The organism is Chryseosolibacter histidinae (assembly GCF_018598225.1).
GTDB classification, from domain to species: Bacteria; Bacteroidota; Bacteroidia; order Cytophagales; family Cyclobacteriaceae; genus Chryseosolibacter; species Chryseosolibacter histidini.
This window is the reverse complement of record NZ_JAHESF010000046.1, coordinates 26,133-48,178: the sequence shown is the minus strand read 5'-3', so window position 1 is coordinate 48,178 and position 22,046 is coordinate 26,133. Positions and strand designations below refer to the sequence as shown.

The 22,046-nt window shown below is 51.6% G+C and carries 20 protein-coding genes; 13 read left to right on the top strand and 7 right to left on the bottom strand.

The window, feature by feature from the left end; translation table 11 throughout:
• Window position 1: 1 nt before the first annotated feature.
• A complete protein-coding gene (hisD, locus tag KK083_RS27760) occupies window positions 2–1,291 on the bottom strand; it encodes a histidinol dehydrogenase (protein ID WP_254169405.1) in 1,290 nt (429 codons plus the stop codon).
• Between the two features lie 41 nt (window positions 1,292–1,332).
• Window positions 1,333–2,193, bottom strand: coding sequence for an ATP phosphoribosyltransferase (gene hisG, locus KK083_RS27755; RefSeq protein ID WP_254169404.1), 861 nt, complete (start codon window positions 2,191–2,193; stop codon window positions 1,333–1,335).
• A gap of 439 nt (window positions 2,194–2,632) precedes the next feature.
• Between hisG and KK083_RS27750 the strand changes: the two genes are divergently transcribed.
• Both KK083_RS27750 and KK083_RS27745 read left to right on the top strand, forming a co-directional pair.
• Complete coding sequence (locus tag KK083_RS27750) at window positions 2,633–3,649, top strand: tetratricopeptide repeat protein (RefSeq protein ID WP_254169403.1); 1,017 nt, start codon at window positions 2,633–2,635, stop codon at window positions 3,647–3,649.
• 191 nt (window positions 3,650–3,840) lie between these two features.
• Window positions 3,841–6,726, top strand: a complete 2,886-nt coding sequence (locus tag KK083_RS27745; RefSeq protein ID WP_254169402.1) for a T9SS type B sorting domain-containing protein — start codon at window positions 3,841–3,843, stop codon at window positions 6,724–6,726.
• Window positions 6,727–7,260: 534 nt separating this feature from the next.
• Here the strand turns inward: KK083_RS27745 and map are convergent.
• Complete coding sequence (gene map, locus KK083_RS27740; protein ID WP_254169401.1) at window positions 7,261–8,025, bottom strand: type I methionyl aminopeptidase; 765 nt, start codon at window positions 8,023–8,025, stop codon at window positions 7,261–7,263.
• 268 nt (window positions 8,026–8,293) lie between these two features.
• On the opposite strand from map, the gene KK083_RS27735 reads away from it, so the two are divergent.
• The 3 genes from KK083_RS27735 (at window position 8,294) to KK083_RS27725 (ending at window position 10,657) form a co-directional block, all read left to right on the top strand.
• Entirely contained in the window at window positions 8,294–8,566 is a 273-nt protein-coding gene (locus KK083_RS27735) for a hypothetical protein (RefSeq protein WP_254169400.1), read from the top strand.
• 164 nt (window positions 8,567–8,730) lie between these two features.
• Window positions 8,731–9,000, top strand: a complete 270-nt coding sequence (locus KK083_RS27730) for a hypothetical protein (protein ID WP_254169399.1) — start codon at window positions 8,731–8,733, stop codon at window positions 8,998–9,000.
• Window positions 9,001–9,262: 262 nt separating this feature from the next.
• Complete coding sequence (locus tag KK083_RS27725; protein ID WP_254169398.1) at window positions 9,263–10,657, top strand: M20/M25/M40 family metallo-hydrolase; 1,395 nt, start codon at window positions 9,263–9,265, stop codon at window positions 10,655–10,657.
• A gap of 182 nt (window positions 10,658–10,839) precedes the next feature.
• On the opposite strand, the gene KK083_RS27720 is transcribed toward KK083_RS27725, so the two are convergent.
• The gene (locus KK083_RS27720) at window positions 10,840–11,931 is read right to left on the bottom strand and encodes a hypothetical protein (RefSeq protein WP_254169397.1); all 1,092 of its coding nucleotides are present in this window, start codon (window positions 11,929–11,931) and stop codon (window positions 10,840–10,842) included.
• 217 nt (window positions 11,932–12,148) lie between these two features.
• On the opposite strand from KK083_RS27720, the gene KK083_RS27715 reads away from it, so the two are divergent.
• Complete coding sequence (locus tag KK083_RS27715) at window positions 12,149–13,477, top strand: hypothetical protein (RefSeq protein WP_254169396.1); 1,329 nt, start codon at window positions 12,149–12,151, stop codon at window positions 13,475–13,477.
• Window positions 13,478–13,480: 3 nt separating this feature from the next.
• Here the strand turns inward: KK083_RS27715 and KK083_RS27710 are convergent, their stop codons facing one another.
• The gene (locus KK083_RS27710) at window positions 13,481–13,762 is read right to left on the bottom strand and encodes a BPTI/Kunitz domain-containing protein (protein ID WP_254169395.1); all 282 of its coding nucleotides are present in this window, start codon (window positions 13,760–13,762) and stop codon (window positions 13,481–13,483) included.
• Between the two features lie 27 nt (window positions 13,763–13,789).
• The gene (locus KK083_RS27705; RefSeq protein ID WP_254169394.1) at window positions 13,790–14,059 is read right to left on the bottom strand and encodes a BPTI/Kunitz-type proteinase inhibitor domain-containing protein; all 270 of its coding nucleotides are present in this window, start codon (window positions 14,057–14,059) and stop codon (window positions 13,790–13,792) included.
• 103 nt (window positions 14,060–14,162) lie between these two features.
• Here KK083_RS27705 and KK083_RS27700 point away from each other — a divergent pair, with 103 nt between their 5' ends.
• Together KK083_RS27700 and KK083_RS27695 are read left to right on the top strand one after the other, a co-directional pair.
• Window positions 14,163–14,801 (top strand): NUDIX hydrolase, encoded by a 639-nt coding sequence (locus KK083_RS27700; protein WP_254169414.1) that lies wholly within the window; start codon window positions 14,163–14,165, stop codon window positions 14,799–14,801.
• A 151-nt stretch (window positions 14,802–14,952) separates the two neighbouring features.
• Window positions 14,953–15,264, top strand: coding sequence for a DUF3817 domain-containing protein (locus KK083_RS27695; RefSeq protein WP_254169393.1), 312 nt, complete (start codon window positions 14,953–14,955; stop codon window positions 15,262–15,264).
• Between the two features lie 34 nt (window positions 15,265–15,298).
• On the opposite strand, the gene KK083_RS27690 is transcribed toward KK083_RS27695, so the two are convergent.
• Complete coding sequence (locus tag KK083_RS27690) at window positions 15,299–15,925, bottom strand: LuxR C-terminal-related transcriptional regulator (RefSeq protein ID WP_254169392.1); 627 nt, start codon at window positions 15,923–15,925, stop codon at window positions 15,299–15,301.
• 224 nt (window positions 15,926–16,149) lie between these two features.
• On the opposite strand from KK083_RS27690, the gene KK083_RS27685 reads away from it, so the two are divergent.
• Genes KK083_RS27685 through KK083_RS27665 form a run of 5 tightly spaced genes read left to right on the top strand, consistent with a single transcriptional unit; the run spans window position 16,150 to window position 22,005 of the window.
• Window positions 16,150–16,995 (top strand): heme/hemin ABC transporter substrate-binding protein, encoded by an 846-nt coding sequence (locus KK083_RS27685; RefSeq protein WP_254169391.1) that lies wholly within the window; start codon window positions 16,150–16,152, stop codon window positions 16,993–16,995.
• A complete protein-coding gene (locus KK083_RS27680) occupies window positions 16,996–18,063 on the top strand; it encodes a FecCD family ABC transporter permease (RefSeq protein ID WP_254169390.1) in 1,068 nt (355 codons plus the stop codon).
• Window positions 18,063–18,872, top strand: a complete 810-nt coding sequence (locus KK083_RS27675; protein ID WP_254169389.1) for a heme ABC transporter ATP-binding protein — start codon at window positions 18,063–18,065, stop codon at window positions 18,870–18,872. The genes KK083_RS27680 and KK083_RS27675 overlap by 1 nt, the downstream gene beginning before the upstream one ends.
• Before the next feature lie 2 nt (window positions 18,873–18,874).
• Complete coding sequence (locus KK083_RS27670; protein WP_254169388.1) at window positions 18,875–19,957, top strand: hemin-degrading factor; 1,083 nt, start codon at window positions 18,875–18,877, stop codon at window positions 19,955–19,957.
• A complete protein-coding gene (locus tag KK083_RS27665) occupies window positions 19,954–22,005 on the top strand; it encodes a TonB-dependent receptor plug domain-containing protein (RefSeq protein WP_254169387.1) in 2,052 nt (683 codons plus the stop codon). The genes KK083_RS27670 and KK083_RS27665 overlap by 4 nt, the downstream gene beginning before the upstream one ends.
• Window positions 22,006–22,046 lie beyond the last annotated feature (41 nt).

Here is a 22,046-nt window from a genome sequence, read left to right as displayed (position 1 = left end):
CTTAGTTTGTGCTTAACTGCTCCAGGCGAACGCGTACAGCCATTTTGTGACCAATGAGCTGCTCGGCTTCAGCCATCTGCTCAACGCTGGGTCCTAAATTCCGGATCCCTTCCGCGGTGAGCTGCTGGAACGTAATGTACTTCATAAAACTTTCGAGTGATACACCGGCGTACGCTTTCGCATAACCGTTGGTGGGCAGGGTGTGGTTGGTGCCCGACGCATAGTCGCCGATGGCTTCGGGTGAAAAGTTGCCGAGGAACACAGAACCGGCGTTCACGATCTGCGCGGCTACGGTGTCGGTATCTTTCAGATTGATGATGAGGTGTTCGGGCGCGTAAGCGTTGACAAAGCTGACGGCTGTTTTGCGGTCGGCAAAGCTCACCACGCTGCTGGCGGCAAGGGCTCTTTCTGCGATGGCTTTACGGGGCAGCTTGCTCAGCTGCGCGGCGATCTCTTCCTGGATGGGCTTGAGGAGGTTTTCATTCAGCAGCACCAGCATCACCTGGCTGTCTTCTCCGTGCTCTGCTTGTGAGAGAAGGTCTGCCGCTACAAACTTCGGGTTGGCGGTCTCGTCTGCCATCACGAGCACTTCTGAAGGGCCGGCGGGCATATCGATGGCAACACCGTCTTCGGTAACGATCTGTTTGGCTTTCGTCACGTATTGATTTCCCGGCCCGAAGATCTTGTACACGGCGGGAATGGTCTCCGTTCCATAAGCGAGCGCTGCAATAGCTTGCGCGCCACCGGCCTTGAAGATCTTTGTAACGCCTACCAGTTGTGCGGCGAACAGGATGGCCGCATTGATCTTTCCATTCTTGTCAGGCGGTGTGCAGAGGATCACCTCTTCGCAGGCGGCAAGCTTTGCAGGAATGCCCAGCATAAGCACCGTTGAAAAAAGCGGGGCCGATCCTCCCGGAATATAAATACCGACCTTGCTGATGGGAACACCTTTGCGCCAGCAACGCACGCCCGGCGTTGTTTCAAGCTCCACCACATCGCGTTTTTGTGCCGCGTGGAATTTTTCGATGTTGGCCGCAGCGGTCCGGATAGCTTTTTTAAGATCTTCTGACAAGCTCTTTTCTGCTTCAGCGATCTCGGCAGGAGTCACTTGCAGCGCTTGCACGGACACCTTGTCGAACTGAAGGGTGAGCTCGCGGATGGCCTGGTCGCCCGACTTTCTCACGCGGTTGATGATGTTGCGCACGGAGCTTTCCAGAAAGCTGAGCTCGATCTGTGGCCGTTGTACAAGCTCTTTCCACGTTTCTGCAGACGGATTGGTGTATATCTTCATGGCTCTGCCTTTTGAATTTACAAATGTGGTTATTAAAGAATTTACATGATCATTTTTTCGATGGGCACCACCAGGATCCCTTCGGCGCCGAAAGCTTTGAGCTGGTCAATCTTTTCCCAGAAGTCGTTCTCATCCACCACAGAATGCAGGGAGCTCCAGCCTTCGCGTTTCAGGGGAATGATGGTTGGACTCTTCATGCCGGGGATTACCGACGTGATACCTTCAATGGCATCATTGGGGCAGTTTAATAAAATATATTTGTTGTTCTTGGCTTTCTTCACGGCTTCGATCCTGAACAGGAGCTTGTCAAGGATCTCCTGCTTGGCCCGCTCCAGCTCGGGTGTGGCGATGATGACGGCCTCAGACTGCATTACGGTTTCCACTTCTTTCAGGCCATTGCTCAGCAATGTGCTGCCGGTGCTCACGATATCGCAGATGGCGTCGGCCAGGCCAATGCCCGGGGCGATCTCCACCGATCCGCTGATCTCGTGGATGCCGGCTTCGACATTGTTTTTCTTCAGAAAACTTTTGACGATGTTGGGATACGACGTGGCGATGTTTTTTCCCTGCAGCCATTGAACACTTTTGTAGTCGTCGGTTTTGGGCACGGCGATGGAGAGGCGGCATTTTGCAAAATCCAGCTTGCGGATCAACTGGTTCTTCTTTTGTTTTTCAACGAAGATGTTCTCTCCTACAATGCCCACGTCGGCCACCTTGTCTTCGATGTACTGGGGAATGTCATCGTCGCGGAGGAATAATACTTCCACAGGAAAATTACGGGCTTGTGTTTTCAGCTGATCTTTTCCGTTGCTGAACGACAGTCCGCTTTCCCTTAAAAGCTCCAGCGATCCTTCCTGGAGGCGACCCGATTTCTGAATGGCGATTCTAAGTAATGTCTGCATAAGCTGCTAAACCGTTTAAAATGAAAAAGGCTTGCCACACGTGACAAGCCCCTGATATTTTAGTTATTAAAAACTCAAAATAATACCTTGCCACGCATCGTGTGGGTAACATGATGATGGTGGTGCAGGCTAATGTTGAGCGTTATATTCATATCTGAATGCGGGTGCAATAACAAAAAATGTTCTGATAACTCAAAATTTCCCGCTGTTAAACACGATAAATCTGGTAAAAAATTGAGCGGCAGGCGGCCCTGTAAAAGCTCACCGAACGGTAGTTTGGTGCCAGCATCGAAGGATGACCAGAATGAAAGGATTCTCGGGATAGACAGGATTTGAATACCTGGACACTTAATCCAGTGAATCCTGTTAATCCTGTTAATCCTGTTATTGATTTGCACATTGATCATTGACAATTTAGTTTTGCCGTAACCCGAAACATATGAAGAACTGGCATTTGCTCTTGCTGCTGGCACTGGCGGCTTGTGGAGACAGTAAAGAGACCAAGCTGCAGCGATTTCTGTTGCTGGGCAATGACAAGGTGACCACGCGGAGCTTCCAGGAGGCCAAGCGATACTACCATGAAGCTTTGCGCATCGATTCATGCTTCGCCGATGCCTGGAATAACCTGGGCACGATCTATCATAAGGAGGGCGACTTTGGCACAGCGCTGGAATATTACAACAAGGCGCTGGATTGCCGCCCCGATTTTTATGAGGTGTACCTGAACCGGTCCAACACACAGTATGAGCTCAACAATGCCGGTGCTGCGCTGGCCGACCTCGACATGTATGACCGGCATCATGGCGATACTGTGCCTGTATTTTTTTCACGCGGACTGATCTATACCAAGATGCATGACTATGACAAAGCGGCCCGTTCTTTTCACGAAGCACTACGCCGGGATGCATCAAACGCCAGCGCGCTGGTGAACCTGGGCACCGTCTACTATTATGAGAAGAAATACGATTCGGCCCGCAGGTCTATCGACCAGGCGCTGAAGCTCGAAGATAAAGAGCCCAACGCCTTCAACACACTTTCGCTTATTGCCATGGAGCAAGGTGACTACGACCAGGCCATGGTGTGGATCAACAAGGCACTGGAGCTCAAACCCAGCGACGCCTACTTTATCAACAACCGTGGTTATCTCCACCTTTTAAAGAACGACCTGACCAGCGCGCTGACAGATATCGACCATAGCATCAGCGAAGATCCCTACAACGCCTGGGCATACCGTAACAAAGGCATCTATTATTTAAAGGTAAAAGATGCCGCATCGGCCATCAGGCTGCTCGAAAGGGCCGAACAAATGGATGCCTCCGTAGACCGGATCAATTTTTTCCTCGGCGAAGCTTTTTTTCTCAAAGGGGAGAAAGAGCGGGCTTGTGCCTACTATCATAAGGCAATGACACATGCTGACATTACGCAGGCCGAGTACACCAAGCTATGCGGGCGTTGAAAGGCATCGAACATTATAAAGTTCCTTCCCACCAATCCTGAAAAATCCCAAAATCCTGCTAATCCTGGTCAAATCTTTTCTATCCTGGTATAATAAATGCCAACGAGCAACAGTTATCAGTAATGTAAGCTGACCTGCAAAATTATTTTTGTGGGCCATGGTCGTCTCATACCTAAACCAATCGACTGACTATGCCAAAAAAAATCCCCTTTCTGTTCCTGCTGTTGTCAGGACTGATGCTCTTCACTGCTACCCGGGCATCTCATCTTCGCGCGGGGGAAATAACCATCCAAAGAGTAAGTTGTTCATCGCTCACCTTCGAGATCACCTTCACTGCCTATCTTGATACGGAATCAGGTGTGGTGGTCGGCGGGCCTGAAGACTGGCTCGATTTCGGAGATGGAACGCGCATGCTGATACCGCCGCAGGTCACCAAACCACGGCCTGACCTGGGCCGGAATATGGGCATGGTGATCTACAAGATCAACCACGTTTATCCCGCGCCCGGCGTATACCTTGTCAGTTATTCGGAACCTTTCAGAAACGATCACATCGTGAACCTCAATGACGGGAATTCCGATGCCATTCTTTTTGTGGTTCAAACAGAGTTCCTGGTCGACCCATCGCTATCGTGTAATAAATACCTGCCCGTGCTGGAAGCGCCGCCCATAGACAGGGCGTGTGTGGGTGTGGCATTCTTTCATAATCCCGCGGCGTCAGACCTCGATGGAGGCGACAGCCTTTCCTATGAGCTGGTTGTACCCATGTTTGGGCGCGAGACACCCGTGGCTTCCTACCGTGATCCTACGGACAGAAGATTCTATCTTAACTATGAAAACGGGAACGAAACCAACAACGGCATCCCGTCTTTCTCGATCAATCCGTCGACCGGTGACCTCAAGTGGGATGCGCCCGGAGCGGCAGGTGAGTACAACATCGCTTTCAGGATCATCGAATGGGCGAAAGACAAATCTGGTAACTGGCATCGTATAGGCTATGTGACACGCGACATGCAGATCGTTGTGGAGGATTGTAACAACACACGCCCTGACCTCATCATCCCCAACGACACTTGTGTGATAGCAGGTACTACCTTGCGGGAAACTATTTTTGGAACCGATCCTGAGAATCATCCTGTGCTCATCGAGGTGCACTCTGAAGCACTGAGGGTGTTGGTGTCGCCCGCCACCTTCGATCCCCGGCCTCCTAAGTTTCAGCCGTCAGCACCGCCTGCCAGGCTTTCGTTTGAATGGAGCACTTCCTGTGAGCACGTGAGGGATCAATATTACCATGTGGTGTTCAAGATCACTGACAATCCGCCGCGGGGACCGAAGCTCGTGACGTTTAAAACGTGGAGGATAAAAGTTGTTGCGCCGCCACCCAACTGGAGAGACGCACGGTCCGATCACGACAAACGCTCGGCTACGCTGCAGTGGGACGAATACGTTTGCAGCAATGCAAGCCAGATGCAGGTGTGGCGAAAGATCGAAGGCGATCCTTATCTGCCTTCACATTGCGAGACCGGCATGCCCGATCTCGGTTATTCGCTGGTGGCAACAGTGGGATTGAAAGATCCGGATAGCAGTCAGCCGGTGACCCGTTTTACCGACACCAACAACGGGAAAGGTCTTGCTCCGGGAGCGGCCTATTGTTACAGGTTAGTAGCTGTTTTCCCTCTCCCTATGGGCGGCGAGAGCTATGTCTCAAGGGACATATGCCTCCCGCCCTTTTTTGCCAACGCTCCCGTGATCACCAACGTTACCGTGGAGAAAACACACGCAGAAGATGGCGCCGTGCGGGTGAACTGGTATGCGCCGTTTGAAATAGACCGGTCGCAGTTTCCCGGCCCTTACGAATATGCGGTTTACAGGGCAAATGGTTTTGACGGAAACGATGTTATCCGCATCACACCGGAGAGCAGGATCCGGGACACCACATTTGTTGATGACGGCATTGACACGGAGAACGGGATCTTCAATTACAGGATCGTGCTGTACTCCAATACCACTTCCGACCCTGCCTCGTGGATCCCTGTTGACACATCTGCCGTGGCTTCTTCCGTGCGCCTCGATCCCAGGGTGCTGCCAGACCGTGTAGCGCTCACGTGGAATGCCGACGTGCCGTGGCTCAATACTTCTGAGAGATTCCCGTATCACCTGGTGTTCAGAGGAACCTCGGATGACCCCCAGAATTTTATTCTCATCGACAGCGTGAAGAGCAGCAATGGCTTTGCCTATAACGACCGGGGACAGTATAATAACATGCCTTTGGACAAAACACAGAAATATTGTTACAGGGTGCTCACTCGCGGCGTGTATGGCAATGCTGCGATCCGCGAACCGCTCGAGAATTTTTCGCAGGTAGTGTGTGTGGTGCCCGATGCCGATGGCAAGCCCTGCGCTCCTTCGCTTTCACTGAACGTTATCGATTGTGATGCGCTGTTTGCCGCCTCACAATGCCTCGTCAGGGATTTCAGCAACCGGATCCACTGGCAGGTAGCTTGCGAGAAGCAGATCCATTCGTTCAGGGTGTATGCTTCGTCTTCACCAGATGGCGAGTTCACCCTGATCGCCGACAAGGTGAGAGGTGATTCTTATGTCGACAGAAATCTTTCTTCGTTCGCCAGGTGTTACAAGGTGACATCAGTGGATGGCCAGGGCATCGAGAGTGAATACAGTGAAATCGTTTGCAATGACAACTGTCCTTATTTTGCATTGCCCAATGTATTTACACCGGATGGAAATGACTGCAACGAATACTTCAGCGCTTATGGACCGTTCAATCCCCTGATCCAGCATACACCTGAGTCGTGCGTGCCTGGTTACGACAATTATGCTCAATGCGAGCGTTTTGTGAAGAAGGTCAACTTCCAGGTATTCAACCGCTGGGGAAAGGAAGTGTATACGTTCAGGAGCGGAGGCGAGCGCAGCATCTACATCAATTGGGACGGGAGGGATAATGACGGGCAGTGGCTCTCAACGGGTGTTTATTATTACGTTGCCAACGTAACGTTCGATGTCATGGATCCGAAGAAACAACAGCAGACTTTAAAAGGCTGGGTTCAACTGGTTCGGTAGATAATTGAATTAAATTTTTTTTTTGAAGCCTCCACCTCTTCAAACTGCACTTTATAGCGATCAACAGGACTAACTCACAGACGAACAGACCGGATGTTGCAACAGACAAAAACACATTCGTTTTTTTCGCTAGGTCACGTTCCAACCTTTCAACGGCATTTGCTGTCCAATGAGCGATCTGACGGGTACAACATTTTATACCGTCGTTACATTTGGAAACTTAAACTATTGGGTATGGAGAGTCCTGTATTTTTTCTGATGATCCTTTTTGTGATTGGATATCTATGGTATAGCCTTCTGATGTATTTCAGGAAGAAGGCAGACTAAGTTTACATCACCTTAAATCCATAAAAAAAGCCTCAGTAAGTCAAAATACTGCGGCTTTTTTTCTACACATGCCGCCCGGCTTTTAAGTGTATAGATCACACCCGTTAAAAATATCTTTTGCCCGGAGGTAATTCCGAAAATGGTCAAATTCGGGGATGCCATTGAAGTGAACTGCCATCGGCATATTTGCACATCGACCATTGACAATCATTCCCAGATCCCATTAGAAGCTGTGAGGATCAGGGGTTTTTCGTCGGTAACCATGATCGTGTGTTCGTGCTGGGCTACAAAGCTGCCATCGCGCGCGGCATACGTCCAGCCATTGCCGTTGTCATAAACGTATGAGGCTTTCGTAGAGATAAAGGTCTCCACCGCTACCACTGAATTTTTCCTGAAACGTTTTGTATTGTGTTTATCGTAAAAGTTAGGGATCTCTGAGGGCTCTTCGTGCAGTTTTCTGCCGATGCCGTGGCCAACCAGGTTCCTGATCACATTGTAGCCCGAGCGCCGTGCTTCGGTCTCGATCAGTCTTCCGATCTCGGCGATCTTTACACCACCCCTGATCTGGCTGATGGCGTTGAACAATACACGTTTGGAGGTCTCTACCAGCGCCTGGTGATTGTGCAGGTCAGGACCCAGTACAAAAGAGCCGCCGTTATCGGCAAAGTATCCGTCAAGCTCGGCGGAGACGTCGATGTTCACCAGGTCGCCTTCCATGAGCGTCACTTTTTCAGACGGGATCCCATGGGCCGCTTCCCGGTTCACGCTGATGCAGGTGTGGCCCGGAAATCCGTAGGTGATGTACGGTGCTGAGCGGGCACCCGCTTCTTTGAGCAATGTGCCGCCATAATCGTCAAGCTGCCGGGTGGTCATGCCGGGCCTGGCAAATTCACGCATCTTTTTCAGGGTAACACCAACTACTTCGCTGATCCTTTGTATTCCGAGTAGATCTGATTGTGACGATATTGACATAGTGGTCTAAAATTAAGAAATATCACTGAATCGGCTGCCTGCTTCCAGCCGACAACATTGCTTCTCAACACGCGGTTCCCCATCATATAAGTAAAATATCATAAAAGAAAATCGACAAAGTGCTGATAGGGTAAATAAATCTCTTGTTTCCATGAAGTTTCTGATGCGGGAATCCTTACATTTAATAGGTGCCTGCCACGTGGTACGCATGTAGTAAAAGTACCGGAAACCGCAGGCGACCGGTGAACTTGTGTGTACATTCTTCAGTTTGCATTCCGTACCAGCCAACAACATGAATCACCAGGAGAAGTTTGAAGACGAAGGGTTTGTTTACGAGCTTACTGTGCAGCCTGTAGCTCACAGGAAAGAAGACCTGCATACCTTCTCGCAGGGTGAGGGATACTACTGTCAATGGATGATCACCGCCAAACAAGACAGCCTTGTGCGCGAAGTTGCTGTTACCGATGACGATTGTGAAGTGATCGTTTATACTACGGTAGAAGCAGCGGTAAAAGGCGCGAGAGAGTTTTTGAGTCTTTGAGCACGGTTGGACACGCCGGCCACATCTTTCCTTCGAACCAATATTCCAAAGTACGAGATACGAGGTACGATCCGAACGTACCTCGTCCTTCGTACCTCGTACCTTTTACTCGCTGGTATAAAAATTTATTTATCTTCACCAGGTATTGAAACAAGGATTTCCACATGGCTCAATGTAGTTTTTCCATTTCTTTTAACGCTACCGCCGATGAAGTTGCCAAAAAGGCAAGGACCGCCATCACGGGCGCAGGCGGCAATTTTCAGGGCAATTCAGATGCAGGTAACTTCGATGTTTCCACGCCCCTGGGTGACATCCGTGGAAGTTATGTGATCCAGCACCCTGTCATTCACATCACCATCAACTCGAAGCCGTTCCTGGTCAGTTGCAGCCTCATCGAGAAGCAGCTGAGGGGGTACTTTGCTTCCATGGCTTGAAACGGTTGCCAGTTGCCGGTTACCGGTTGCCAGTTTCGCGACGTGTACCCTTCGGGCTCGAGTTCTGTTCAAGAAAGACATCACACTGAAGACGTCCATCTCATCCTAACCCAAGCATTGAAACAAAACCGTGATGCTCATGCTGCTCGAAACCGGCTATCCGGCAACCGGCAACCGGTTAACCCGGCAGGAACCGGCTATCCGTCAACTGGCAACCGGCAACTTTTTTTGACTATCTTTTGGCCTTAACCTTAACCTCATCATGCGTTTTGCCATTGGAAAGCTTCTTTTTCTCCCGCTCTTATTCGCCGGTTCTTTAATTGCCCAGCAAAAGGGTAGTGTTCCCAAGCCCGAGATCGTTAAGCCGGTGATTGACCAGGAGATCGCGGCGCTCGTTAAGGAAATCTCCGCCGACAGCATCAAAAGTTACATTGCCAAAATGGTGAGCTTTGGCACACGCCATTCCTTAAGTGACACGGCAAGCGCCACCCGCGGGATAGGCGCAGCCAGGAGATGGGTAGCCTACAAATTCAAACAGTTTGCCCAACGCAATAAAGCCGATATGACGGTACAACTCGATCCTTACCGGCTTGAGCCCAATCCGCGGCAGCCACGCATCACCCGGCCAGTAACTATGAAGAATGTGTTGGGTACTTTAAAAGGTGTCGATCCTACAGACAACAGGGTGCTGCTGGTAAGTGGTCATCTCGATTCACGCAATACCGATGTGATGGACAGCGTAGGCATCGCTCCCGGTGCAAACGACGATGCATCAGGCGTCGCTGTTGTGATGGAGCTGGCCCGTGTGCTGTCGAAGAAGAAGTTTCCATGCACCATTATCTTCATGGCGGTGCAGGGGGAGGAGCAGGGCCTGGTGGGCGCGCGGCACATGGCCAGCAAGCTGAAAGCGGAACAGGCCAACCTCATTGCCATGCTCAACAACGACATTGTTGGTAACTCAGTAGCCAGTGAAACAGGCGACAAGAATGATAAAACCGTGCGGATCTTCAGCGAGATGGTGCCGGCGCTGGAAACAGATGAGCAGACCGCAGCACGCAATGCTTTAAAAGCCGAGAACGACAGTCCTTCGCGACAGCTGGCGCGATACATCAAAGAAGTGAGTGATCCTTACCTGAAAGGTTTTGTGGCCACGATCAATGCGAGACCCGATCGTTTTTTACGCGGGGGTGATCATACGCCATTCAATCAGCTTGGGTTCACGGCGGTGCGTTTTACCGAGTTCAACGAGAACTTCAATCACCAGCACCAGAATGTGCGGGTGGAGAATAACATTCAGTACGGAGACTTATCTGAGTTTGTCGACTACACCTATGCCGCCAATGTTGCCAGGCTCAACCTTGCAGCGCTGGCCACCCTGGCGAAAGCTCCCGCGCAACCGGCGCAGGTGAAGATGCGTGTCAACCTCGACAACATGACGTACCTCAGCTGGGAAGCTCCGGCATCGGGCCCCAAACCAAAAGGTTACTACATCCTTATGCGCGAAACCTATCAGCCTTTCTGGGAGAAGAAGATCTTCGTCACTGATACCAAAGCCGAGCTACCTCACTCCAAAGACAACTATTTCTTCGCCGTACAATCCGTCGGTCAGAACGGGCACCTAAGTCAGATCGTGATGCCGGTACCGGTGCGGAACTGAAGGTTGCCGGTTGCCAGTTACCGGTTGCCAGTTTGTGACGTATACGCTACACGTTTTGAGTTCTGGTCAACGATAGACGGCTGATAACATCAAGGTAATCTGAAACCTTGCATTTGAAACGAAACCATGATGTTCACACCAGACTAAACCGGCTATCCGGCAACCGGCAACTGGTAACTGAATTACGGGAAGCTGATGCCACTCACCTCTTCGAACCTCCCCCTCACTCCCCATCCACCAAAAATTTCGGTAACGGCAATAGTGATCTCGTTGCGGCCTTTTTTCAGGTTGAGGTAGAGGGCATCGAAATAACCTATTGTGCCGAGGAACCTGTAATCGCGTGAGCGGTAAACATCTTCTCCGGAGTACAGAAGGTTGCCATTGAGGTATACACGGGCACTCTCTGAAAAACCGAAGACAAATTTTTTGAGCTGGTCTTTTTCGGCGTTCACAACCACCCTCGCGAGCACGGTGTTGTTCTCTTCAGACCATTCGGCTACACTTGCCAGGTTCACAGTGCCTGTATTTTCAGACTCCACGGTTTTCCATGATAAGCCTTTCTCAATTGGTTTGAGTGAGGTGGCAGCCATCATTTCTTTTCCGGATACTGGTGTAGAAACCTCCCATCGCGTAACGGTGCCCGGTGTGGCGGGTTGTTTCGGTTTGGGTGTTCCCTGCAGCTGCACGTTATCTGTAATGGTATAGGTGAAGTTGGCAAAGTAGCCTTCACCGTTGTTGGTGATGCCGAGGTATCCTTTGCTAACCGGTCTCTTTAATTCAGAGAAGAGCACTGGTTTCTCCATATCACGGATATAAACCTCCATGTACTGGCCGGAGATCATCAGCTTGACATGGATCCATTCATCGAAAGCATATTGTACCGGGGCGCCGTAACCTTCACCGTAATACAGCTGCCATGCCGCGAGGCCGTTATATACGGGTGTGTACTGGTTGGCGTCAGGGTTGCCTGACTGGTGGGGACGCACATAGAATTCTTCATAGTTCCTGTTATCCTGCATGCGGAAGCTCACACCGAGAAAACCCCGCTGCTGCGAAAAGGCGATATCATATTCGATGATGCCATTCTCGAAGCTCACATCCGGCAGCGTAGCCCGTCCTCCCTTCAACCGCACACCTGGCTTGCCCAAATGCGTTTCCGCGCGATGGTCTTCGGCCTCAAACTTCCAGCGCTCCGACGTAAACGGAACAGCCGTCTGCGCACAAACAGACTGTACAACTCCTAAAAAAATGATAATACTGATGTTCCTTTTCATGATGATCTATTTTTTGATGTTACAATGCTTCTATTCATTCCTACCCCGCCTCCTTACTTCTTACTCCTTCTTCTGACTCCTCATTTTTTTCCGCTATTTTCGTAACAGAAAACGCCCCGCCGATCTTATTCGATTATACTGAAAGCGGGCTGCCGGGATGTGTACAAACCCGTTCAAAAACGGAACATGTTTTGTTCAAGGAGAAACAAGGGAAACGATGGTTGACAAGCTTATGGATGCCGACGAAATATTGCTGAATAAATGCAAGAACCTGGTCCAGGAAAAGCTGGGATGGGAAGGAAGTGAATCATGGACCAACCACGATTTCCAGGTGCTCAGTGAAAAGATCCAGGAGGCTACTGGCGTGAACCTCAGCGTTGCCACCCTGAAGCGGATCTGGGGCAAGGTGAAGTACGACAGCAAGCCCACCATCACCACACTGAATACGCTGGCCCAGTTCACCGGTTATGAGAACTGGCGCACCTTCAAGCAAAGCCAGCCGGCAGTGTCCGGTAATGGGAACGGTCACGGACATATCAATGGCACGGAGCACACCATGCAAGACAAGGCTGCTTCGGAAAGTACCGCCAAGACCAGAAGACTCTGGCGCTCAGGACTGGTAGGCACGGCGCTCTGCGGTGGTATCCTGTTCATTTTTCTTTACGGATTCCGCAAGGGTCCTGAAAAGCAAATTCACCCCGCGCAGTACGCGTTCAGCAGCATGAAGGTAGTGTCAGAAGGTGTGCCTAATTCCGTGATCTTCGATTATGATGCTTCCGCTGCGCCAGTCGATTCTGTTTTTATCCAGCAGTCGTGGGATGAGCGCCGGCGAACGCAGGTGCCCCGCGATGGACGTCAGCATACTTCCATTTATTATACGCCAGGTTTTTTCCAGGCCAAGCTCGTGGTAGCGGGTGAGGTGGTGAAGGAGCACAATCTGTGGATCACATCGGGTGGCTGGATGGCCCTCGCCAACAAAGAGCCCGTGCCCGTATATTTCAAGGATGCCGATTTCAGAAAACCCGGTATGCTCAGCTTACCGGTAAGCAGGATGAAAGAGAACAACATCTCTTTTCAGCCGGAGACACCCTCGTTGTCTTATTACAACGTGAAGGATTTTGGAGACATCAGGTCCGACAATTTTATTTTTGAGACCGAGGTGCGCAGCGATTATAACGAAGGCTCCGGCGTTTGCCAGTTCGTGCATATTTCTCTGTTGCTCGAAGGCAGTATCATCATCGTTCCGTTATCCATCAAAGGTTGTGTTTCAGACCTGTACCTGGCCGTGGATGATCAGGGATTCGATGGTAAAAAAACGGATCTCTCTGCTTTCGGATGCGACCTTTCACAATGGGTGAAAGTGCGCTGCGAAGTGAAAAATGGAAAAGGCCGCATCCTCATCAATAACGAGCTGGCGCAGGAGATCGAGGTGCATGACTCTAAAAAGATCGTAGGGTTGGTCTACCGTTTCCAGGGCACGGGAAGCATCAACGCAGTAACGTTGTCGTCACAGGATGGTGCGGCAAAATTCGAAGACAGTTTCTGATTGTTACTTTTTCAGGGTTGCTGCTTTCTGCTCACATAGCAGGCATTCTTCCATGGTATTAAAAGGCACAACGCCTTCGCAGCCGCCCCATATGAACTCCTTACACTTCATTTCGGTCTTGTCAAAGTAATATTTGGGGATATGTGCGTCGCAGGGACCCGGGTCAGGCGTTAGCTCACACCTGGATTTTGGAGGAGGCATGCAACCGCACAGGCGGTCCTCTTTGTCGTCACAGCTGTATAGAAAGAGGAAAGTGAAGAGCATGAAGGGGAGAAGTTTTTTCATAGGTCTTGGTTCTTTTACATTCCTGGACTATTTGTTTTTGGTCTGCTCGCACTGCAGACATTCTTCCATGGTATTGAAAGGTACAACGCCACCACAGCCGCCCCAGATGAATTCTTTACATTTTCCCTCGGTCTTGTCGAAGTAGTATCTGGGCATGTATGCCATGCAATGACCGGGATCGGGAACGAGGTCACAATTGTCCTTGGCGACGCCACATATCATGAGGTTATCATCTTCGTTATCACAACCGCACAGGCAGAGTAGCATGAACAGAAAGAGGTGACGGAGGTTTTTCATAACGTGCATTTTCTTTTAGACACAGTAATTGCCGGTAAGGTTGGACCGGGAACCTTCTTCATTCCCCGGCGTTTTTTTATCATTGTGCTTTGTTTCAACCGTGATGCCTTTATCCCTCCGGAACCTCAGCGAAAAACTACAGCAGCGTCTTCTTCTGCCTCTACCTGGTGGTGATGCCCACGAACCCTTTCGTGCGCACCCGGTAGGCGATGTAAGGCCGCTCTTCGACCACAAGATCGCCCCGAAACCGGGCGGCGTGATCATCCTCTTGTTCGAAGAGGAGGGTACACTCAAATTTCCGCTGATCAAACGGGCAGAGTATCCCGGCGCTCACGGCGGACAGGTCAGTCTGCCCGGAGGTAAGGCCGAGCCGGGCGAAGATTCCGTGCAGACGGCTTTACGCGAGTGTGAAGAGGAGATCGGGGTGAAAAAAAGCGAGCTCACCGTATTGGGCAAGCTCAGTGATTTTTTTGTGATGCCCAGCAATTTTATGGTCACACCGGTGATCGCTACGGCAAACGGGAGGCCGCACTTCAAACCCGATCCATACGAAGTGGCAAGGATCCTGGAAGGTGATCTCGCATCCATCGTCAGGGATGATGCCATGAAACAAAAGGAGATCCTCGCAGCGGGCCGGTACAAGATGCTGGCCCCGCATTTTGAAATAGATGGAGAGATCGTGTGGGGAGCCACCGCCATGATGCTCAATGAGCTGAGGCTGATCGTGCGGGAAATAATGTAATCGGTATTCGGTAACCGGTAATCGGTCTGCGGGTGTATAACTGAACACCGATTACTGATTACCGATTACCTGATTACTGATTACTGACTACCGATTACCAAACTTGCAAATTGGACGTTAGCAAGTACCTTTGTTGCCGAAAACACAAACCATGCAGAAAACGGTCAAAAACCTGAGAATAATAGGCATCTCCGAAGGCATCTCATTCCTCGTGCTGTTGCTCATTGCCATGCCGATGAAATATATGATGGACATCCCCGAAGCGGTTAAATTCACGGGCTGGGTACACGGCGTATTGTTCATCGCCTATGTGGCCGCAGTGTTCCTGAGCATCAGGGCCATGCGCTGGAACTGGTTCTCGGTGCTGGTAGCCCTCGGCGCATCATTGCTTCCCTTCGGTACTTTTGTGCTGGATAAGTCGTTGAAAAGACGCCAGGCCGAGCTCGCCGCGCAAAACGCGTAACGCAAACTCACAGCTCAGGGCTCGCAGCTCGTAGCTATTTCTGAATGATCCCCAGGTCCAGCGCGTAGATCACAAACTCTGTTGGTGACTTGATCTGAAGCTTGCGGATGATGCTCTTCCGGTGCGTTTGTACGGTGTGTGGACTCAGGTGAAGATTGTCTGCGATCTGCTGTGTGGACCGTCCTTTCGCAATGAGCTTCAGGATCTCCGTTTCGCGTACGGTAAGAATGGTAGGGTCGCAGTTCTCCGGCTGTGGCGAAAAATGCTTCTCCATGATAATGTCCAGGATCTTGTGACAGAAGAACTTCTCGCCCTTGGCCACCGATTGTATGGCCAGCAATACCTCATCCCTGCTGCAGGCCTTGGTCAGGTATCCTTTCACGCCCAGCTGCAAAGCCTTCATGATGGAAGCTTTATCATTGTCTGAGGAGATCACCAGGATATTCAGTGGGGTCACATCCCTGGCTAGCTGCCCGAGGTCATCCAGGGTAATGAATCCGGGTATGTTATAGTCCGCGATCAGGAGGTCGGGCTGGTTGCGGCTCACGGCATCGCGCAGGTTTTTGGCATCATGCACCTCTTCGATCACCCGCAGATCACTTCTATCAGCCAGGAACGATCGCAGACCAGCTACCGTAAGCGGCTGATTATCAGCTAACAAAATGCTAATCTCAGGTTTTTCCACAGGAATAAAGATGCAATTTTATCCCTTATTTAGAATTAATCCAAATAGGTTAGAGTGAACTACTGCCGGACTTTCGTTTTTATCAGCTACCCATCAGAAGTGACTGGATACCCTCTGCAGGGTATTTGAAAATTGGCTTGTGAAGGCGATTGACGCAGGATTGGCCTGCAACCTACCTTTGTTTAGAATTATTCTAAACAATGAAACACTTTGTTCTCTTCCTGGCTTTGACAGCGATCACGGTCGCGGGTAAAGCACAGTCTTCCGAGCGCATCATTACCGCCGGCAGTGCCCTCACTGAAATAGTATGCGCGCTGGGCGATTGCGACAAGATCATCGCTTCTGACCGCACCAGTCTTTATCCTGAACATATTCAACAGCTTCCTTCCATCGGTTACAGATCGGGCATCAGCGCAGAAGGCATCATCAGCCTGAAGCCCACGCTGGTCATTGCCGAAAAAGATTATGTGGATGCCGCTGTACTGCAACAGCTCGCTTCAACTGGTATCAAACTCCTGGTGGTGGAGGAGCGGTTCGATTTCAACGACACAAAAAAATGCATCACACAGATCGCGGCGGCACTGAAGCGTGAGGCGGAAGGGAGAAAGCTGATCGCCAAAAATGAAACGGAGCTCGCCGAAGCGAAAGCGCTGCTGGCAAAAGCCACGGCCTCGCCTAAAACACTTTGTATCTATAATCGCGGCACGGCCACCGTTAGTGTAGCCGGCAAAAAGACCTTCTCACACATTCTTCATTATGTAGGCGCATCCAATGCTGTTCCCGATATAGAGGGATACAAACCCTTGAATACGGAAGCACTGATCGCGGCTGATCCGGAATACATTGTGATGGCCTCTTCCGGTCTGGAGAGTATCGGTGGTATTGAAGGCGCCCTGAAGATCCCGGGTGTAGCGCAGACCACCGCCGGCAAAAAGAAACAGATCGTCGGCGTGAACAGCCTGAAGCTTACCAACTTCGGACCACGTTTCGGTGAAACGGTGAAAGAGCTGTTGATGATGTTGCACCCCGAATTAAGGGCTAAATAAATGCAGATAGCCCTACCGATAACGGCCAGCAGGAACACCGCAGTGATCGGCGGACTTGGCATCCTGCTATTGGTGGCCGTTGTATGCTCGCTCACCATTGGCGCTGTATCCATTCCCGCGAAGGATGTTGCCGTGATCCTGCTCAAGAAGCTGGGTTTATTCTCATCGGTGGAAGTGAACAGTACCCATGAGGTGGTGCTGAACGCGATCCGTTTTCCACGCATTATCATGACCCTGCTTATTGGCGCAACCCTGGGCGTCAGTGGTGCCGCGCTTCAGGGATTGTTCCGGAACCCGTTGGTGGAGCCGGGCCTCATTGGCGTTTCAGGAGGCGCTGCGGCTGCCGTGGTGGTTGTGGTGGTCTTTGGCAGCGTCATGGCGTTGCCGTCATCAGGGTGGGTGTACAATGCGCTGGTTCCGCTATTTGCGTTTGCCGGCGGTATCATAACAACCTTTTTGGTATTGAAGCTTAGCTACCAGGCAGGCAAAACCAATATTGCTGTGCTGGTGCTCATCGGCGTGGCCATGCAGGCATTGACGGGCGCTGTCATCGGCCTGGCGATCTTTTATGCAGACGAAAACCAGCTTCGCACCTATACCTTTTGGACCCTGGGCGATCTTGGCGGCGCAACGTGGGAGAAACTTTTTATCACGGCACCCCTGATGGTCGCCTCAGTTGTTGTGCAGCTGTTACAATCCCGTTCGCTCAACGCCATGGCCCTGGGCGAAGCCGAAGCATTTCACGTAGGTGTTGATATCGAGCGTACCAAACGTACCATTGTTTTTTTCAGTGCCCTGGGTGTTGGCGTAGGCGTATCGATGGCCGGCGTGATCGGTTTTATCGGGCTGGTGGTGCCTCACCTCGTGCGGGTGCTGTTTGAGCCCGATCACAGGCTGGTGTTACCCGCTTCAGTACTGGGTGGAGCGTTGCTGCTCATCCTGGCCGATGTCATTGCCAGAACAGTGGTGAGTCCTGCGGAGCTTCCCATCGGTGTTGTCACGGCGCTTATCGGTGCCCCGTTTTTTATTGCCTTGCTGCTGAACGCCAAACGTAAACAAGAGATCTGATGTACCAGGCCTTATCCATATCGCTCCGTGTTCGTGACAGGCTCATCCTGAACAATGTTGATATTACGATCCGCCCCGGAAAATTTACCGCGGTGGTGGGACCCAACGGTGCGGGCAAAAGCTCACTGCTGAAGGTGCTGGCGCATGAGCAAAGGGCCGATGATGGTGAAGTATCCATCAACGGTAAAGAGATCTCGACCTATACCTCCGGAGAGTTGTCGCTGGTACGTGCGGTGCTTCCGCAGAGCACCACCGTGCAGTTTGCCTTTTCGGTGATGCAGATCGTGATGCTGGGACGCCACGCCCATCGTACACTACGCAGCGAGAACGAACGCATTCTGAAGGAGGTGATGGCGCTCACCGGCGTTGAAGCTTTCCGCGATCGTAATTACATGACATTGTCGGGTGGCGAAAAGCAACGGGTGCAGCTGGCGCGGGTGCTGGCGCAAGTGTGGGACGAAACGGTATATCCGCGTTACATCCTGCTGGACGAGCCTACTTCCAGTCTCGACATCGCGCAGCAGCAACAGATCTTCGGCCTGGCCCGCCAGGTATGCGAAAGGAATATCGGCGTTATGGCCATCGTGCATGACCTGAACCAGGCCGTACAGTTTGCCGATCATCTTTATTTCCTCAAAGACGGAAAGATCGTTGCGTCAGGCGGCGCCCGTGAAGTTTTTACCAAACCCAACATCGAAGAAACATTCTGCTGCCGGGTGAACGTGTATCACGATCCCTGCAACAATTGCCCGTACATCATACCCGAAAGAGAAACATTTGTCTATACCCCAAAACTAAAAATCAACTGATCATGACCAATACCATTCATACTTCCGCCACATCGTTGCGCCAGGCCTGGGAAGGCGTAAAAGCAGCCAGCCCGGGCATCAGGATCCGGGAGGCCGCGCTGAAACTGGGCGTGAGCGAGGCCGAGCTGCTGGCCACCACCGTGGGCGACTACACCACACGCCTCGAAGGCGACTGGACACAACTGCTTAAACAGCTCCCATCGCTGGGAAGAGTGATGTCGCTTACCCGTAACGATGGTTGTGTGCTGGAGCATAAGGGAACGTTCCAGAAGATCGATATCATGGGAAATGCCGCGCATGCCATGGCTACCGTGATCGGCCCGATCGAAACGCGTGTCTTCTTCGCCGGATGGAAGTTCGGTTTCGCCGTGAAGCAACAGACCCCCAACGGTCTTCAGCAGAGCATCCAGATCTTTGATGAAGCCGGCACCGCTGTGACGAAAGTATTTCTGCAGGAAGCCAAAGGCAACAGGCCCGGCAGCAACCAGGAAGCCTTCGACGCCATCGTAGAAGCGTTCAAGGCGAAAGACCAGCAGCCCACCATTACGGTGACCGCCGTAAAAGAACTGGCAACGCGGTCGATAGACGAAGTAGATGCCGGAGCATTGCTCACCGACTGGGAAAACATGAAAGACACGCATGATTTCTTCGGCATGCTGCGCCGGCACGAAGTGAATCGCCTCGACGCGCTTTACCTGGCGGAAGGAAAATTTACTTACCAGGTGAAGAAGAGCTCGCTGCGCAAAGTGCTCGAAGATGCCGCCAACCAGAAGCTGCCCATCATGATCTTTGCCGGCAACCGTGGCAACCTGCAGATCCATCAGGGCAAAGTGCAGACCATCCGTATGATGGAGAACTGGTTGAATGTGCTCGATCCCGATTTTAACATGCACCTGCGTGAAGACCTGGTGAACACCACATGGGTTGTGAAGAAACCTACTACGGAAGGAATGGTTACCAGTATCGAGGTTTTTGATGCCAAAAAGAACCTGGTTGTACAATTCTTCGGACTGCGCAAACCCGGCATCCCCGAGCTTGAAGGCTGGAGAAAACTGATCGAAGAACTCTCACTGCAAGAGGCATGAAAGCGCTGATCAGGATATTGCTCATCATTGCCGCAGCCGATGCGTTGGCGCAGGACAGCCTTAAAACGCTGGAGCTGAAAGAGGTGGTGGTCACGGGGCAGTTCGAGCCGCAATCGCTTCGAAAATCCGTTTACCAGGTGCGCACCATCAGCAGTGAGATCATCCGGCAACGGGCCGCTGTCAACGTACAGACTGTACTCAACACGGAGCTGGGCATCCGTTTCTCCAACGACCCTACGCTGGGTACATCGGATATCGCGCTGATGGGCATGAGTGGTCAGAACGTCAAGATCCTGCTGGACGGCGTTCCGTTGCTCGACCGCGGCGCCACCCGCGAAAGCCTGAACCAGATCGACATCAACACCATTGAACGCATCGAGATCGTGGAGGGCCCCATGTCGGTGGTCTACGGTGCCGATGCGCTTGCCGGCGTGATCAACATCATTACCCGTAAAGGTGTTGCCGATGACAGGAACTTGTCGGTGGATGCGCGTGTGCAGGAAGAGACGGCGGGCGAGGAGTATGATGCTTTTTCGAAAAAAGGAATTCACAATGAGAACGTGAACGTGGCGTGGCAGGGCAATGGCTGGAGCGCTGCCGCAAGCGTGACCCGTAATAACTCCGGGGGATGGAAGGAGAGTCGTGCTACAGACCAGGCTGTACGTGAATGGCATCCTAAAGACCAATGGCTCGGTATGGGTACCGTTGGTTACAACACTGATCGCTTCAAGATCTGGTACAGGCTCAATTACCTCAACGAGAATATTCTGTCGAACGAAAACACTTACGTTGATATCCGCACCAATGCGCTGATGGCCATCGACCGCGAGTTTATCACCAACCGGTATACACACCAGGCGCAGGCCGAATGGCAGCTGACCAACCGGTGGGATCTCACGGCCCAGGCTTCTTATCAGGATTACAGTCGCAGAACGCAGGCCACCACGGTGAACATGGAAACCGGTGACCGGCGATTGTACCTCAACGATGCCGCCGCACAGGATGAAGCGCGGTTCGACAGCAAGACATTCCGTGCTACGGCATTGCACAGACTTTCTTCCACAGTATCTATTCAGCCGGGGATTGACGTGAATCTCAACAAAGGTTTTGGCGACCGGATCGACGGCACACGAACCATCAACGATTACGCCCTGTTCGCTTCCGCGGAAGTGAGTCCATCCAAAGCGGTGAATGTGCGACCCGGGCTTCGTTTCACGTATAACTCGGTATACGACGCGCCGCCTGTCATCCCCTCCGTTAATGCCAAGTTTGCCCTGAACAACAAGCTCGACCTGCGCCTGGCCTATGCTTACGGCTTCCGCGCGCCGGCCTTGCGCGAGTTGTACTTCAGCTATCACGATGCCAACCACGACATCGATGGAAATCCCGACCTGAAAGCCGAACACTCCAACAGCTTCACAGGCTCCCTGGCGTGGCAGACGTACACTTCTTCCGCATGGAGGATGACCACAACCTTTGGAGGCTTCTGCAATTTTTTTGAGAACATGATCACGCTCGGAACCACCGATGCCGCCAATAACCGGTACACGTATGTCAATGTTTACAAGAACAGGACCGCGGGAGGCACCCTGAATAATTCCATTCGCAGCAAGCAAGTGCAGGCCTCGGCGGGATTCGCTTACATCGGTGTTTACAACGATCTGTCTGAAGAAGACAGATCGCTGCCTTCGCTGCTGTGGACACCTGAGGTCAACGCAACAGTTACCTGGCACCTGGATGCGCTTGGTGCGAGTGTGAGCGCCTTCTACAAATTCAACGGAAGCCGGTCCAGCTATACAGCCACAACGGTCAATGGCGAGCAGGTTGCTGCCCTGGGTAAAATAGAGTCGTATCACTGGGCTGATCTGACCATCACAAAAAAGCTTATGAAGTACCTCGACCTGGGTGTTGGTGCAAAGAACCTGTTCGATGTGGTGCAGGTGAATAGCACTGTTACCACAGGAGATGCACATACTACAGGCGGCCCGTTACCAGTGGGTTATGGCAGGTCGTATTTCATGTCACTCAACTTTCATCTTACGCAGTAAATTTTTTTTGTCCATACACGGAAAATAGAATCATTCTAAAT

Excerpts from the sequence above, each read along its gene's own strand:
- hisD (WP_254169405.1), bottom strand. The coding sequence starts at position 1,291 with ATGAAGATATACACCAATCCGTCTGCAGAAACGTGGAAAGAGCTTGTA.
- hisG (WP_254169404.1), bottom strand. The coding sequence starts at position 2,193 with ATGCAGACATTACTTAGAATCGCCATTCAGAAATCGGGTCGCCTCCAG.
- KK083_RS27750 (WP_254169403.1), top strand. The coding sequence starts at position 2,633 with ATGAAGAACTGGCATTTGCTCTTGCTGCTGGCACTGGCGGCTTGTGGA.
- KK083_RS27745 (WP_254169402.1), top strand. The coding sequence starts at position 3,841 with ATGCCAAAAAAAATCCCCTTTCTGTTCCTGCTGTTGTCAGGACTGATG.
- map (WP_254169401.1), bottom strand. The coding sequence starts at position 8,025 with ATGTCAATATCGTCACAATCAGATCTACTCGGAATACAAAGGATCAGC.
- KK083_RS27730 (WP_254169399.1), top strand. The coding sequence starts at position 8,731 with ATGGCTCAATGTAGTTTTTCCATTTCTTTTAACGCTACCGCCGATGAA.
- KK083_RS27725 (WP_254169398.1), top strand. The coding sequence starts at position 9,263 with ATGCGTTTTGCCATTGGAAAGCTTCTTTTTCTCCCGCTCTTATTCGCC.
- KK083_RS27720 (WP_254169397.1), bottom strand. The coding sequence starts at position 11,931 with ATGAAAAGGAACATCAGTATTATCATTTTTTTAGGAGTTGTACAGTCT.
- KK083_RS27715 (WP_254169396.1), top strand. The coding sequence starts at position 12,149 with ATGGTTGACAAGCTTATGGATGCCGACGAAATATTGCTGAATAAATGC.
- KK083_RS27710 (WP_254169395.1), bottom strand. The coding sequence starts at position 13,762 with ATGAAAAAACTTCTCCCCTTCATGCTCTTCACTTTCCTCTTTCTATAC.
- KK083_RS27705 (WP_254169394.1), bottom strand. The coding sequence starts at position 14,059 with ATGAAAAACCTCCGTCACCTCTTTCTGTTCATGCTACTCTGCCTGTGC.
- KK083_RS27700 (WP_254169414.1), top strand. The coding sequence starts at position 14,163 with ATGCCTTTATCCCTCCGGAACCTCAGCGAAAAACTACAGCAGCGTCTT.
- KK083_RS27695 (WP_254169393.1), top strand. The coding sequence starts at position 14,953 with ATGCAGAAAACGGTCAAAAACCTGAGAATAATAGGCATCTCCGAAGGC.
- KK083_RS27685 (WP_254169391.1), top strand. The coding sequence starts at position 16,150 with ATGAAACACTTTGTTCTCTTCCTGGCTTTGACAGCGATCACGGTCGCG.
- KK083_RS27680 (WP_254169390.1), top strand. The coding sequence starts at position 16,996 with ATGCAGATAGCCCTACCGATAACGGCCAGCAGGAACACCGCAGTGATC.
- KK083_RS27675 (WP_254169389.1), top strand. The coding sequence starts at position 18,063 with ATGTACCAGGCCTTATCCATATCGCTCCGTGTTCGTGACAGGCTCATC.
- KK083_RS27670 (WP_254169388.1), top strand. The coding sequence starts at position 18,875 with ATGACCAATACCATTCATACTTCCGCCACATCGTTGCGCCAGGCCTGG.
- KK083_RS27665 (WP_254169387.1), top strand. The coding sequence starts at position 19,954 with ATGAAAGCGCTGATCAGGATATTGCTCATCATTGCCGCAGCCGATGCG.